The organism is Actinomadura sp. CNU-125, from assembly GCF_001942465.1.
In the GTDB taxonomy this organism is placed as follows: domain Bacteria; phylum Actinomycetota; class Actinomycetes; order Streptosporangiales; family Streptosporangiaceae; genus Spirillospora.
On the sequence record NZ_MKJY01000124.1, the window covers coordinates 1 to 14713 of the forward strand.

The window sequence follows — 14713 nt, forward strand, 5'->3', positions numbered from 1 at the left end:
GGCGTTCAAGGAGGGCGAGCACGTCGACGGTCCGGGGGCAGTCGGCGGAGGCGGGCGGCGAGGGCTCGGCGTCCGGCGGGGCCCGTCCGGGGGATCGTCGCGTGGAGCAATTCGGTGAGGCGGGTCCGGTCGGAGCCGTCGAGGGCGTCGACGAGCGTGGGGGCCGTGCGGGCGAAGGTTTCCAGTTCGGCGTCCGTCCACGGCGGGGTGCAGAGCGCGAGGACGAACCGGAGGACGGAGCCGTCCGGATCTCCGGAGGCGGCGAGGGCGAGCCAGTGCGGGAGCATCGCGCGGAGCCGGGGTTCGCCGGAGGCGCGGGACGTGACGACGCGGCGTGCGACCTCGGGGGCCCAGCCGTGTTCGGCGAGCCACGCGGCCGGATGCTCGGCCGTTCTGCGCAGGGTCGACAGCAGGCGGGTGCGGGCGCGGTCGTCGTCCGTCCGGTCCGCCGCCGCGCGGACGGTCGCGGCGAACGCGTCGCGCAGGATCGAGCGGAGGGCGCGCAGGAGCGCGTCGCGCAAGCCGGGGTTGTCGTGGCGGGCCAGCCAGGCGAGGAGCGCGGGGACGGCCCGGGGCGAGCCCACGGCCGACAGCACCTCGGCGGCGGTCTTCTTCACGTTCATGTTCGGGTGGTCGAGGCAGGCGGCGATCGCGGGGGCGGCCCAGGTCGCGCCCGCCTTCTCCAGCGCGAGCAGCGCCTGCCGGACGGTCTGCGGGTCGCGGGCGGCGGTCAGCGGGACCAGGCTCGCCGACAGCGCGCGGGCGTCCCATCCGACGAGCGACTCGATCGCCTTCTTGCGGACGTGCCGGTCGCGGTGCCGCAGCAGCCGGTGCACCCGCGTGCGGACGTGGCCGCGACCGCCGCACGGCAGGCCCAGCAGGATCGTCTGCTCGGCGGGCGACAGGCCCGGACGGTCGAGCAGGCCGAGCGCGATGTCGGTGACGAGTTCGTGTTCGGCTTCGCGCTCGTCCGACGCGTCCAGCAGGCAGCGGGGACGGATCGCGCCGCGCCGGTACAGCCGCCCGCCGAGGCCGCGCAGCTCCGTCACGACATCGGGCGGGACGACCGGTTCGGGGCCTTCGCCCCAGGTTGCGGCCAGGTCGGAGACGACGCGCAGGAGGAGGTCGGCGATGGCGGGCAGGGACGTCGCGTCGCCGTTGCGGGCGAGCCTGCACAGGGCGTCGACGGGGTCTTCGGGGTCGGGGTTCGCGGCGAGGACGGCGAGTTCGCGGGGGTCCGGGCCGCCGAGGTCGTCGGCGATGCGGCGGGGCAGGTCGCGGGGGTCGAGGACGTCCAGGAGCGTGCGGCGGCGGGCGGGGTCGCCGGTGAGGTGCCAGAGGATCTCCAGGGCCCGGTGCCGGTGCGCCCGCAGGCAGGGGACGATCTCGCCGCCGTCCAGCCCGAGGGCGGTCCACAGGGCGTCGGCGGTGCGGGCGCCGCCGATCGCTTCGAGGGCGTGCCAGGGCCGGGAGCGGGGACCGCGGCAGGAGCGCGATGGCCGTCTCCTCGGCCGGGACGTGCCGCAGGTCGCGGATCGCCGCCAGGTACGGGCCCGGGTCGGCGCGCGGCGGGCGAGGCCGGCGACGGCGGCGCCCGCGTCCAGGCTGCCGCCCTGGGCGTCGAGGGCGACCAGGAGGGCGAGGCGCCGCGGCAGGTCGCGCCGGGGGAGGTCAGCTCCCGCAGGGCCGCGCGGCGGGAGGTGTACAGGACGACCGCGACGTCCGCCGCGGCGATGCGATGGTCGGCGAGCGCGAGGGCCACCACGGACGGGACGTCGCGGTCCCGCACGAAGTGGCCGCGCCGGTGCAGGCCGGTCAGGCACGCGACGGCCGGTGCGGCGAACAGCTCGGCGTCGGTGCGGGCGAGTGCGAGCAGGTAGTCGGGGACGTCGTCGCGGGCGGCGAGTCCGCCGAGGAGTTCGAGCGCCCGCCGCCGCACGCGCGGGGCCCGGGCGGGGTCGGCGGCCGACGTCCCGTACAAGGTCCCGGTGGCCGTGCCGGGCCGCGATCTCGACGGCGTCGCCGTCCGGGCCCGTCGCCAGGTAGCGGCGCGCGCGCCCGTGCGGCAGGGGGTCCAGGACGGCCCAGGGTTCGGCGAGTTCGCGCAGCGCGGCGGGGACGTCGGCGGCGAGGTCCTCGACGAGGGGGCGGGCCTCCGCCGGTGGCAGCAGGTCGGCGTGCAGCGCCTCCCGGACGAGGCGGAACGCTTCCGCGCGCAGGACCGGATCGGGACGCGCGGCGAGTTCCCGGGCGAGCCGCCCGGGGTCGGCGGTGGCCGCGGCGGCCAGCCCGTGGACGGCCTGGTAGAGCGGTTCGTCCGCGGGTTCGTCCGGGACCGTCGCCGGACGGGCGGCGATCGCGGCGCGCAGGCGCTCGATCCGGACATACATCGCGGTTTCGGTCACCGCGCGATCCTAGGCTTCGCTTCCGGTGTCACGCTCGGGAATTATGGGGCCATGGATGCGGTACCGGAGGACTGGGACAGGGCCCTCGCGATCGTCGCGCACCCCGACGACCTGGAGTACGGCGGCTCGACGGCGGTCGCGAAGTGGACGGCGCAGGGCAAGACGGTGACGGAGGTGCTCGCCACGCGCGGCGAGGCCGGAATCGACGGGATGGACCCGGACGAGGTGCGCCGCGTCCGCACCGTCGAGCAGATCGAGGCGGCGCGGATCGTCGGCGTCGACACCGTCGAGTTCCTCGACCTGCAGGACGGGGTGCTGGAGTACGGGCTGCCGCTGCGGCGCGCGCTGGCGGCGGCGATCCGGCGGCACCGTCCCGAGGTGGTGATCTCGGTGAACTTCCGGGAATCGTTCCCGGGCGGCGGGTTCAACATGGCCGACCACCGGGTCCTCGGGCTCGCGGTCGCCGACGCGATCCGGGACGCCTCGAACCGGTGGGTCTTCCGTGACCTGGACCTGGAGCCGTGGCAGGGGGTGCGGTTCGCGCTGTTCGGCGGTTCGCCGCTGGCCGCGCACTACGTGGACGTCACCGGGCATCTGCGGAGCGGAATCGATTCCCTGCTCGCCCACCGGGTGTACTTCTCGAACCTGGGCGCCGACTTCGACGCCGCCGCGTTCCTCACCGGGATGGCGGAGCCCGCCGGACGGGCCGTCGGCGTGGAGCACGCGATGACGTTCGAGCTGATCGAAACCTGACCGGGCGGGGATCCCCGCCCGGACCGTCCAAGGCCCGGCCGCACGTCGCAGGCGGCCGGGCGGAAGAGTGATCTAGCGAACCTCGGTGATCTCCGGGCCGCGCTCGAACGGCTTGAACTCCTGGTCGGCGGGCTCTTCGTCCTGCCCGTCCTGCTGGGACTCGCTGAACTCCTGCGGGATGCGCAGCTCCAGCAGCTCGCGCGGGGGCATCGGGGCGTCGCCGCGCACGACGACGACACCGCGCAGCACGTCCTCCAGCACCTGCCACTGCTCCTCGTCCTCGATGGCGGCGCCCTGCACGACCGCCTGGAGGAACCAGCGCGGGCCGTCCACACCGAGGAAACGGATGATCTGCGGCGCCCAGCCCTGCTCGACGAACTCGGCGGGGATCTGCTCGCGGACGTCCGCCGGCATCTCCGCGAGGACGTCCTCGGTCAGCGCGGCGGGCACCATCGCCAGCAGCTCGGAGCCGAACGGCCCGTCGCCCTCCTGGGTCTGGCCCTTCGCCTGCTCCTGGATGTCCTTGGCGGTCTCGGCGCGCACGTCGTCCCAGATGCCGCTGCGCTTGGGCGCGGCGAAAACCTGGAGCTGCATCGCGCTCTCCTGGTGCTGCACCAGGACGGCGACGGGGCGGCCGTCGAGCGGCTTGCCCTGGTCGTCCACCTGGGTCGCCTCAAAATTCACCTGGAACCCGAGGCCGGGCGCGACCGGCACCTGCAGGGACCCGAAGTCGAGACGCTGCATCTCGGGGAAGGAGTCCTCGGAGTCCCAGGGGCCCGCCGCGTCGGACTCGTTGGCGGTCCCGTCGGTGGCCTCCGCGGCGACGTCCTCGGCGTCCTCGGCGCCCTGCGGCGCCGGCTCCTCGGTCACCTCGGGTTCCGCAGAGCCTTCCTCGGCCCGTCGGCGACGTCCAAAAGCCACGACTCACACTCCTTCTCTTTGACCTTCATCGGGGTGGGAGTACCCACCCGTGGAGCCGAACCCGCCGGTCCCGCGCGCCGATCCGGGAAGTGCGGCGACCTCGTGGAACACCGCCGTCTCGACCCGCTGCACGACCATCTGCGCGATGCGGTCGCCGCGCCGCAGCCGGACCGTGGCGCGGCGGTCGGTGTTCAGCAGGGTCACCTTGATCTCACCCCGATAGCCGGCATCGACCGTACCGGGTGCGTTGACAATGGTCACCCCCAACCTAGCGCCCAAACCGGACCGGGGGTGAACGAAAGCGGCGTAGCCGTCCGGCAGCGCGATCGCGATCCCGGTGGGGACGACCGCGCGCTCGCCCGGCGGCAGTTCGACGTCCTCGGCGGCGACGAGGTCGGCGCCGGCGTCGCCCGCGTGCGCGTACGAGGGCAGCGGCAGTTCCGGATCGAGCCGCTTGATCAGCACATCGACCTTGCCCATCGCCACCCCGTCGTTCTCGACCTCGCGGAACCGCCTCGGAAACCACCTGACAATACCGACTCCGCGGCCCCGTCCCGTCCCTGAAACGCCGCCGCGGCGACGCCCCGCCGAGTAAGTGATCCTTGACGTCGTCGCGCGTCCTCGGTTCCATGGAAACCGAACTCCGTTCGGACACGAGCCCCCCGAGGACGGTGCCAAGTGGCGACGACGACGCTGGATCCGGCGACCGACCTGTCGGACCTGATGTTCTGGGCCCGGCCGCAGCACGAGCGCATGGCGGCGTTCGCACAGTTGCGGGAGCGCGAGCATCCGGTCCACTTCCCGGAGCTGGGACTGCCGTTCATCAAGCAGGGACAGGGCTACTGGGCGCTGACCCGGCACGCGGACGTCGTGGAGGCGAGCCGCACGCCGCAGGTGTTCAGCAGCGAGCCGACCACCACCAGCATCCCGGACATGCCCGGGTACATCGCCCGTTACCTCGGTTCCATCATCAACATGGACGACCCGCGGCACGCGAAGATCCGGCGCATCGTGTCGCGCGCGTTCACCCCGCGGGTGCTGGCGAAGCTGGAGACCGACATCCAGGCGACGGCGACGCGCATCGTCGACGACGTCCTCGCGCGGGGCCCCGGCGGCGACTTCGTCACCGACGTCGCGGCGAAGCTCCCGCTGACGGTCATCTGCGACATGGTGGGCGTCCCGGAACGCCTGCGGCCGATGGTGTTCGACCGGACGAACACGCTGCTGGGCATCGGCGACCCCGAGTACACCGGCGGCCGCGACTTCACGGGCGAGATCACCCGCATCGGCGCCCTGTACGTCCTGGTGCGCGTGGTGACGGCGGCGTTCGAGCTGAACCACCTGGCGATGAAGCTCGCCCGGCGCAGGCGCCGCGAGCCCGCCGACGACCTGATGTCGGCGCTGGTCAGCGCCGAGGTCGACGGGGAGCGGCTCACCGACAAGGAGATCGGGTCGTTCTTCATCCTGCTCGTGGTGGCCGGGAACGAGACGACCCGCAACGCCATCTCGCACGGCCTGAAGCTGTTCACCGACAACCCCGAGCAGCGCGCCCTGCTGGCGGACGACTTCGACGCGCGCATCCCGGGCGCCGTCGAGGAGATCGTCCGGATGGCGACGCCCGTCATCCAGATGCGCCGGACGGTCACCCGGGACCACGAGATGAACGGCCACCGGTACCGGACGGGCGAGAAGGTGCTGCTGTTCTACAACTCCGCGAACCGGGACGCCGAGGTGTTCGAGAACCCCGACGTCTTCGACATCACCCGGTCGCCGAACCCGCACGTGGGCTTCGGCGGGCCCGGCCCGCACTTCTGCCTCGGCGCGAACCTGGCCCGCCGGGAGATCACGGTGATGTTCCGCGAACTGTTCACGCGCGTCCCGGAGATCCGCGCGGACGGGCGTCCCGACCGGCTGTACTCGAACTTCATCAACGGCATCAAGCACCTGCCGTTCACCTACTGATCACGTACCCGGGTCACCGCGCGGGTCACGGCCCGGGTCACGCGGCTGGACGCCCGGTGACGGCCGCGGCGCGCGCGGCGGGCGAGGTCGACAGGTAGTCGACGGCCCGGCGCGTCGAGCACTCGGCGGACGGGTGGTAGTCGCGCCGCAGGTAGGTGCGGGCGGCCGAGATCATGAACCGGTTGCCCGGGAACAGGCCGCGGTGGACCGCCCGCCGGTAGTCCCGAACGCGCGGCCGGACGCCGTGCAGGGTCGGGTCCGCGCGGCACAGGTACGCGGCGCCTACGTACACCGCGAGCGGCATGGCGACGAGGCCGATGAAGAACGAGCGCACCCGCTGCGCGTACGCGCCGGAAACGTGCTCGTAGACGTCGAACGCGACGGACCGGTGCTCGACCTCCTCGGCGCCGTGCCAGCGCAGCAGGTCCAGCATCGTGGGATCGGCGCCCGCGTCGTCGAGCGCGCGGGCGTCCAGGATCCACTGGCCGAGCACGGCGGTGTAGTGCTCGATCCCGGCGATGATCCCGATCCGCAGCTTCAGCCACCGGCGCCGGGACATGCCGGGGACCGGGGGCCGGTCGCCGAGCATGTGCTTGAACATCCACTCGATGCGGCGGGTCAGCGGCCGCGGGTCGAGGCCCCGCGCGAGCATCTGCCGGTCGAGGACGCCCTGGTGGGAGTAGGCGTGCACCGCCTCCTGGCCCATGAACCCCTTGACCTCGCGGTAGAGGCGCTCGTCGTCCTCGACGAGCGGCAGCGCCTGCTTGTAGACGTGCACGAACCAGCGTTCCCCGGCGGGCAGGAGCAGGTGCAGCACGTTGATGAAGTGCGTGGCGACCGGCTCGCCCGGGATCCAGTGCAGCGGCGTGTCCGTCCAGTCGAACTTCACCCGCCGCGGCGTGATCACCGGGTGCCGCTCGTCGATCTCGCTCATCCGCGTCCTCCCGGCCCGCCCAGCAATTAGATTCGCCGTCTAATATGTGGAGCGGGCCGGGGGAAGTCAAGGGTGCGGCCGTGTGACGGCCCTTACTCGCCGGGCCTTACTCGCCCGGGCTCACGTGGCCGGGGCCAGTTCGACCTCGACGGTGAGGTCGGCGGGCGCGTCCTCGATCGTGAGGTCGGCGATCCGTCCGGCGGCGGCCAGGTCCGGGCGGGCGATCCGCAGCACCTCCGCGCCCCGGACGACCGCGCGCGACACGTCCGCGCGCATCGACGCCCGCGCCTCCGACTTCGCCTTGCGCACCTGCCGCAGCGCCGCGCCCGTCGCGGCCAGCACCGCCGGGTCGCCGTCCAGCGGCAGCTCCGCGGGCGCCGGCCACGCGGCCGTGTGCACCGACCCGTGCCGCCACCACGACCAGACCTCCTCGGTGACGAACGGCAGCACGGGCGCGAACAGCCGCAGCAGCACCGACAGCGCCGTCCGCAGCGCCGCGCGCGCCGACTGCGCCTCCGGTCCGTCCCCGTACGCCCGGGACTTCACCAGTTCGAGGTAGTCGTCGCAGAACTCCCAGAAGAACCGTTCCGTCCGCTCCAGCGCACGCGTGTAGTCGTAGCCCTCGAACGCCTCGGTCGCGTCCCGGACGACGCCCGCCAGCGTCGCGAGCATCGCCCGGTCGAGCGGTTCCACGACCGCCGCGGGCCCCTCGTCCGTCACCTCGCCGAGCCCGAGGACGAACTTCGACGCGTTCAGGATCTTGATCGCGAGACGGCGCCCGACCTTGATCTGCCCGGTGTCGAACGCGGTGTCGGTGCCCGGCCGCCCGCTCGCCGCCCAGTACCGGACGGCGTCCGACCCGTACTCGCGCAGCAGGTCGATCGGCGTGACGACGTTGCCCTTCGACTTCGACATCTTCTTGCGGTCGGGGTCGAGGATCCAGCCGGACAGCGCGGTGTCGCTCCACGGCAGCGACCCGTGCTCCAGATGCGAGCGGACGACCGTGGAGAACAGCCAGGTGCGGATGATGTCGTGCGCCTGCGGCCGCAGGTCGTAGGGGAAGACGCGGCCGAACAGGTCGGCGTCGCGCTCCCAGCCGCCCGCGATCTGCGGGGTCAGCGACGACGTCGCCCAGGTGTCCATGACGTCCGGGTCGCCGATGAAACCGCCCGGTTCGCCCCGCTGCCCCTCGGTGAAACCGGACGGGACGTCCGACGACGGATCGACGGGCAGTTCGCCCTCGGACGGGACGATCGGCGCGTCGTAGACCGGTTCGCCCGACTCGTCCAGCCGGTACCAGACGGGGATCGGCACGCCGAAGAACCGCTGCCGGGAGATCAGCCAGTCGCCGTTGAGGCCCTCGACCCAGTTGTCGTAGCGGGCCCGCATGTGCGGCGGATGCCAGTTCAGCTCCGCGCCGCGCGCGAGCATCTCGGCGCGGATCCCCGCGTCGCGCCCGCCGTTGCGGATGTACCACTGCCGGGTCGTGACGATCTCGAGCGGCTTGGAGCCCTTCTCGTAGAACTTCACCGACCGCGCGACCTTGCGCGGTTCGCCGTCCAGGTCGCCGGACTCGCGCAGCAGCTCCACCACCCGTTCCCGCGCGGAGAAGACCGTCTTGCCCGCCAGCTCCGCGTACGGCCCGGACGGGACGTCGCGGGGCGGTTCGGCGGCCAGCCGGCCGTCCCAGCCGATCACCGCGCGGGTCGGCAGGTCGAGCTCGCGCCACCAGGTGACGTCGGCGACGTCGCCGAACGTGCAGATCATCGCGATGCCCGAGCCCTTGTCGGGTTCGGCGAGCCGGTGCGCGAGGACGGGCACCTCGACGTCGAACAGCGGCGTGCGGACGGTCGTGCCGAACAGCTCCGCGTACCGTTCGTCGTCGGGGTGCGCGACGAGCGCGACGCACGCGGGCAGCAGCTCGGGCCGGGTCGTCTCGATGTAGACGGGCCGTTCGGGCGCGTGGAACCGGAGGCGGTGGAACGCGCCCGGCTGCTCGCGGTCCTCCAGTTCGGCCTGCGCGACGGCCGTGCGGAACGTGACGTCCCACAGCGTCGGGGCCTCGGCGACGTACGCCTCGCCGCGCGCGAGGTTGCGCAGGAACGCGCGCTGCGACGCCGTCCGGGACGTCGCGCCGATCGTCGTGTACAGGTGGTTCCAGTCGACCGACAGGCCGACGCGCCGCCACAGCTCCTCGAACGCCTTCTCGTCGACCTCGGTGAGCCGCTCGCACAGCTCGATGAAGTTCGCCGCGACACCGGGATCTGGCGTTTCGCGTCCGGCTTGGCGGGGGGCTCGAAGCCGGGGTCGTACGGCAGCGACGGGTCGCAGCGGACGCCGAAGTGGTTCTGCACGCGCCGCTCGGTGGGCAGCCCGTTATCGTCCCACCCCATCGGGTAGAAGACCGCTCGACCGCGCATGCGCTGGAACCGGGCGACGGCGTCGGTGTGGGTGTAGGAGAAGACGTGGCCGACGTGGAGGGAGCCGCTGACCGTGGGCGGAGGCGTGTCGATCGAGTACACCTCGGCGCGCGGCCTGGTGCGGTCGAAGCGGTGGACGCCCTCCTCGTCCCACACGCGTACCCACTTGTCCTCCAGGCCGTCGAGTGCGGGTTTGGCCGGAACATGCGGTGTACGCGGACGCTCTGTCATGCGCCAATGGTATTGACATCGCCCCCGGGCGCATGCGCATTTCCCGCCCGCGACGCCGCCGCGTCGGGCCGCGCGGGCCTCGCCGGTCGCCGGTCCGGGGCGGGCGGGGTCCGGTAGCGTCGGAGAAGATCAGGACGACTGGAGGACGAACATGGCGGACAAGGGCGAACTCGGCTGGCGGTTGACGGCCGGCGCCGCGGCCTTCGCGGGCGGTTTCGTCGCGAAGAAGGTCATCACGATGGCCTGGAAGAAGAGCACCGGCAAGGAGCCGCCGACCAACCCCGAGTCGCCCGACGTGGCGCTCGCCGAGGCGATCGGCTGGGCCGTGATGATGGGCGTCGGCATGGAGGTGGCGCGGCTGCTGGCCACCCGCGCCGTCGCGCACCAGTGGGCCAAGGGCACCGGCGCGCCCCCGTCGCACCTGAAGGTCGAGAGCTGACGGCCTGACCGGCCGGCGGGCCGACCGGCCGGAGGCGGACGAACGCGGCGGGCACGGCCGGTATCCGGCCCCCGCCGCGTCGCCGTCGCCGTAGGCGCCGCGCCGATTCCCGTCAGGGCGATCCGCCGACAGGCGGTCCGGTCACGAGGGGGACGTGTCCGGATCCGGCCCGGGCGATCGGCCGGTGCCCGGTCAGTCCCCGGACGGCAGCCGCGGCCGGTCCTCCCCGGGAAGCGGGGGCGGAACGCCCGCGGACGCGCGCAGATCGGTGCGGATCGTGTTCGCCAGGGCCTTGGTCGCGCCCCGGTTGAGGGCGGCGCCCGCCGCCGCTCCGGTGAGCAGCGGCCCCATGGTGCTCATGCTCCGGCCGAACACGCGCAGCATCCGCTTGCGCAGCGCCGCCTTGGCGGCGGAGCCGAGCGCGCTGCCGATGGACCCGGCCTCCAGCGGGTTGATGCCGCGCTGCCTGGCCCAGGACGTGACGAACGCGCGGCCCCGCACGGTACCGGTGCCCTCCACGCGGACGCCGTACACCTCGTGCAGCTCGGCGATCAGCTTGACCTCGATCGCCGCCACCACCAGAGTTTCGGCGGCGAGCTGCGCGGGGGCGGTGAGCAGCAGCGGCGGCGCGGTGAACTGCACCGCGGCCAGCGCGCCGCCGGCGGCGCCGACGCCCGTGGTGGTGTTGCTGGCCACCCGGACGAGGCTGTCGGCGAGCGCCTCGCCGGTGAGGCCGTGATGGTGGGAGCTCAGGGTCTCCCGATCGCGGATGGGGATGTGCGGGGCCACCTCGACGAGCAGGTCGCCGAGCCAGCGGCCCCGCGCGATGCCCGCGGCCCCCGCCCTGCGGGCGTTCTGGCCGAGCAGTCTCGCCAGCCGCCCGAGCAGGCGGCCGCGGGTCTCGCGGTCCATGTCCTCGTCGGCGGTGAGCCGGCCGACCAGCTCACCGAGTTCGGTGGAGCCGCCGCCGTGCGCCGGCTCCACGTCCTCGTCCCGACGTTTCTCCAGGTCTCCCGTCACCGGCCCGCCCCCGGGTCAGGCGCACTCGCGGCAGATGGGCTGGCCGTTCTTCTCCTTGGCCAGCTGGCTGCGGTGGTGCACCAGGAAGCAGCGGGTGCAGGTGAACTCGTCCGCCTGCCGCGGAACGACGCGGAACGTGAGCTCCTCGTTCGACAGGTCCGCGCCCGGAAGGTCGGCGACCTCACCGGCGTCGAGGTCCTCGTCGATGATGCTCGCGGCCTTGTCGGCGCGACGGGCCTGGAGCTCCTGGAGGCTGTCCTCGTTGATGTCGTCGTCTGTCTTGCGTGGGCTGTCGTAGTCGGTCGCCATCTTCTATCTCCATCCCCCTCAGTGCTTTATGCGCCCCGTCGCGCGGATCTAACGCTCGGGGGACCGTTCTTGTGCCCGATCCGGGCGGGAAATTCTGTCACGGTTGGTGACGTACGACACACGAGGCGCGACCGTTCCCACGAGTGACGCCTATCACCCGAATCTCTTCCTCGCGATGTGTCTTCCGTCACATGCCCGCCGGACGTCCGGAGCACGGTGAAAGCTCCTTCGCACACTGCTTCACCGTGCCGATCGACGACCGTCTGGCATCCCGCGGCGGTCGGGGATCATATCGGTCCCGGGGGCCTCGCGCGCACCGACCGGCCGCGCGCGCCGTCCCGTCCGGTTCGGGCCGCCCGGGCACTGAACCGGACGGGCCGGTGAAACGTCTGAACTAACGCGATATGGTGCCCGCTCGGAGAGCTGGGGGCGGGCCCCCGCGCAGGGGGCCGTCCCGGCATGGCCGGGGGGGGTGACCCGGCGGCGGGTCCGGCGCACAATATCGCGGAACGACACCGCGGGTCACGGGAGGGTCAGATGCCGGATGCCGCTCCGCTGGAGCCAGGCGATCCCCGGGCACTGGGACAGTACGAGGTCATCGGGCGGCTCGGCGCCGGTGGGCAGGGCGCGGTCTTCCTGGGCAGGACGCCGGGCGGCGAACACGTCGCCGTGAAGCTGCTGCACGCGCAGACGGCGAACGACCCGTCCGCGCGTGCCCGCTTCGTGCGTGAGGTGTCCGCGGCGCAGCGCGTCGAGCCGTTCTGCACCGCGCGGGTGCTGGAGGCCGACGTCCACGGCGACCAGCCGTACGTCGTCAGCGAGTTCATCGACGGGCCGTCCCTGCACGACGTCGTCGCGCACGAGGGCCCGCGCAACGCCGCCGACCTGGAGCGGCTCGCGATCGGCACGGCCACGGCGCTCGCCGCGATCCACGAGGCCGAGATCGTGCACCGCGACTTCAAGCCCAACAACGTCATGCTGGCGGCGGACGGCCCGCGCGTCGTCGACTTCGGCATCGCCCGGACCGTCAACTCGCAGGAGAGCGCCGTCACCGCGACGGGCATGGTCGTCGGCACCCCCGGCTACCTGGCGCCCGAGCAGCTGACCGGCGCCGCCCTCACCCCCGCGGTCGACATCTTCGCGTGGGGCGCCACGATGGTGTTCGCCGCGACCGGGCAGTCGCCGTTCGAGGCCGACACGCTGCCGGTCATCATCAACCGGATCCTCAACGAGGACCCGGACCTGTCGGCGCTGCCGCCCGGCCCCGTGCGCGACCTCGTGGGCCGCTGCCTGAACAAGGACGCGGGCCTGCGGCCGTCCGCCCCCCAGCTGCTGCTGAACCTGCTCGGGCACGTCGGTGGCGGCGCCGTCCGGGACGAGCGAGGCGAACCTGCTCGACCAGGGCACCCGGATCGCGGCGCAGCTCCCGGCGCCGCCGCAGGTGCCGCCGGCGCGGCAGCCGCAGCCGCCGCAGCACCAGATCACTCCCCCGCCGATGCCGATGCACCAGCACGGCATGCCGGGGCAGCAGCAGGGGATGCCGCAGCAGCACGGCGGCGGGCCCGCGACGCCCCCGCCGCAGCCGATCACGCCGCCGCCCATGCCGATGTACCAGAACGCCGGGATGCCGCCGGCGCCGCCGCAGCCGCGGCCGGGGATGCAGCCGCCCGGCCCGTACCAGCCGATGATGCAGCCGCCCGGCGGCCGCGCGGCCCCGGCGTCCCCGGCGGGCCGGTGCCGCCCGGGCAGCCGTACGGCCGGCAGAAGTCGAACACGGGGCCGATCCTCGCGATCGGCTGCGGCGTCCTCGCGGTGATCCTCATCGTGGTGGTCGTGTTCATCATCGCGGCGGCGTCCTCCGACGACGATGACTACGACCCGCCCGTCACGCTGCCGACGGAGACGTCCGACCCCCCGTACACGCCGTCGCCCAGCAGGTCGCCGGGGTCGTCCCGCCAGGGGCTTCTCGGGGTGTGGCGGGGCAACGGAACGCAGCCCGACACGGTCGCCTCGGGACGTAACTTCACGGTGCGGTTCTCGATGATCTACACGTCCGGCACGGGGCGCTACACCTACGATTCCACGCACCCGACCTGCCTGACCCGGCTCCAGCTGCTGAGCGAGAGCGGCACCAAGGTCGAGTACAAGGAGACCCCGATGTCCGGTCAGGAGGAGGAGAACTGCGCCCCCGGATACGTCACCTTCAACCTGACCGGTGAGCGGTCCGCCCGCTGGGAGTGGCGGATGGACAGGTCCGACCCGGCGGCCGCTTACGGCACCGTGACGAAGTGATGATCGCGTAAAGTCCCGAGAAAAGGACGTCGGCCCTCCCCCGGAAGGACGCCACATGCCCGAGGCCGCGCCCCTCCGCACGGGCGATCCGGAGCAATTGGGCCCCTACCGGCTCACCGGGCTGCTCGGGGAGGGCGGGCAAGGCGCCGTCTACCTCGGGGAGGGCGACGACGGCGACGCCGTCGCGATCAAGCTGCTGCACGCGCGGTTCAGCGGCGACCCGAAGGCGCGTTCCAGGTTCGCCGCCGAGGTCGCGGTGGCCAAGCGCGTCTCGCAGTTCTGCACCGCGCGCGTCCTGGACTCCGACGTCGAGGGCGACCGGCCCTACATCGTCAGCGAGTTCATCGACGGCCCGTCGCTGTCGGCGGTGCTCGCCGAGGAGGGCCCGCGCCGCGGCACCGACCTGGACCGGCTCGCGATCGGCACGATGACGGCGCTGGCCGCCATCCACCACGCCGGGGTGGTGCACCGCGACTTCAAGCCCGGCAACGTGCTGCTCGCGCCGGACGGCCCGCGCGTGATCGACTTCGGGATCGCGCGGGCGCTGGACGCCACCGGGACGATGTCCAGCGTCGCCGTCGGCACCCCCGCCTACATGTCGCCCGAGCAGATCTCCGGCAACCAGGTGGGGCCCGCCGCGGACGTCTGGTCGTGGGCCGCGACGATGGCGTACGCGGCGAACGGGCGCACCGCGTTCGGGCAGGACTCCATCCCCGCGGTGATGAACCGCATCCTGAACCTCCCGCCCGACCTCGGCGGGCTGCAGGAGCCGCTGCGCGGCGTGGTGCTGGCGTGCCTGGCCAAGAACCCGGCGCTGCGGCCCGCGTCGCAGCAGGTCCTGGCGCACCTGCTGAGCCTCGCCGGGAGCCTGCGGCGGCCGGGCGCGGCCCCGGCGGCCGGGGACGCCGAGATGCTCACCAAGGGCGCCGAGACGGCCGCCGCGAGTCGTCGCGGCTGCGCGCGGCGGCCGAGTCCCCCGCCCGGCTCGTCCGCGCACCCGGGGTCGTCCACGCCGCCCGGCTCGGTG

11 protein-coding genes and 1 pseudogene are annotated in these 14713 nt (G+C 73.3%); 5 read left to right on the forward strand and 7 right to left on the reverse strand.

All coding sequences use genetic code 11. From position 1 onward, the window contains the following. Positions 1-5: 5 nt before the first annotated feature. Positions 6-2405, reverse strand: a complete 2400-nt coding sequence (locus BJF79_RS16615; protein WP_143219974.1) for a HEAT repeat domain-containing protein — start codon at positions 2403-2405, stop codon at positions 6-8. Between the two features lie 51 nt (positions 2406-2456). Between BJF79_RS16615 and BJF79_RS16620 the strand changes: the two genes are divergently transcribed. Next, a complete protein-coding gene (locus tag BJF79_RS16620) occupies positions 2457-3158 on the forward strand; it encodes a PIG-L deacetylase family protein (protein WP_075898565.1) in 702 nt (233 codons plus the stop codon). Between the two features lie 72 nt (positions 3159-3230). Here BJF79_RS16620 and BJF79_RS16625 read toward each other — a convergent pair whose 3' ends face one another. Next, a complete protein-coding gene (locus BJF79_RS16625) occupies positions 3231-4028 on the reverse strand; it encodes a DUF3710 domain-containing protein (protein WP_262402127.1) in 798 nt (265 codons plus the stop codon). Positions 4029-4082: 54 nt separating this feature from the next. Next, on the reverse strand, positions 4083-4559 hold the full coding sequence (gene dut / locus BJF79_RS16630; RefSeq protein ID WP_075898568.1) for a dUTP diphosphatase: 477 nt from the start codon (positions 4557-4559) through the stop codon (positions 4083-4085). A gap of 243 nt (positions 4560-4802) precedes the next feature. Between dut and BJF79_RS16635 the strand changes: the two genes are divergently transcribed. Beyond that, complete coding sequence (locus BJF79_RS16635; RefSeq protein ID WP_075898571.1) at positions 4803-6041, forward strand: cytochrome P450; 1239 nt, start codon at positions 4803-4805, stop codon at positions 6039-6041. Between the two features lie 37 nt (positions 6042-6078). On the opposite strand, the gene BJF79_RS16640 is transcribed toward BJF79_RS16635, so the two are convergent. Together BJF79_RS16640 and valS are read right to left on the reverse strand one after the other, a co-directional pair. Next, entirely contained in the window at positions 6079-6975 is an 897-nt protein-coding gene (locus tag BJF79_RS16640) for a metal-dependent hydrolase (RefSeq protein WP_075898556.1), read from the reverse strand. A gap of 120 nt (positions 6976-7095) precedes the next feature. Further along, a pseudogene (gene valS, locus BJF79_RS16645) lies at positions 7096-9626 on the reverse strand (valine--tRNA ligase). A 151-nt stretch (positions 9627-9777) separates the two neighbouring features. Between valS and BJF79_RS16650 the strand changes: the two are divergent. After that, the gene (locus BJF79_RS16650; protein ID WP_075898559.1) at positions 9778-10065 is read left to right on the forward strand and encodes a DUF4235 domain-containing protein; all 288 of its coding nucleotides are present in this window, start codon (positions 9778-9780) and stop codon (positions 10063-10065) included. A 192-nt stretch (positions 10066-10257) separates the two neighbouring features. Here BJF79_RS16650 and BJF79_RS16655 read toward each other — a convergent pair whose 3' ends face one another. Together BJF79_RS16655 and BJF79_RS16660 are read right to left on the reverse strand one after the other, a co-directional pair. Beyond that, on the reverse strand, positions 10258-11085 hold the full coding sequence (locus tag BJF79_RS16655) for a hypothetical protein (protein ID WP_083733505.1): 828 nt from the start codon (positions 11083-11085) through the stop codon (positions 10258-10260). Positions 11086-11100: 15 nt separating this feature from the next. After that, a complete protein-coding gene (locus BJF79_RS16660) occupies positions 11101-11394 on the reverse strand; it encodes a DUF4193 domain-containing protein (RefSeq protein ID WP_026400666.1) in 294 nt (97 codons plus the stop codon). 537 nt (positions 11395-11931) lie between these two features. Between BJF79_RS16660 and BJF79_RS16665 the strand changes: the two genes are divergently transcribed. After that, positions 11932-13686: a serine/threonine-protein kinase gene (locus tag BJF79_RS16665; RefSeq protein WP_262402128.1), complete on the forward strand. Its 1755-nt coding sequence runs from the start codon at positions 11932-11934 to the stop codon at positions 13684-13686. A gap of 55 nt (positions 13687-13741) precedes the next feature. Next, positions 13742-14713, forward strand: a 972-nt coding sequence (locus BJF79_RS16670; protein ID WP_143219975.1) for a serine/threonine-protein kinase, incomplete at its 3' end; no start/stop codon positions are given.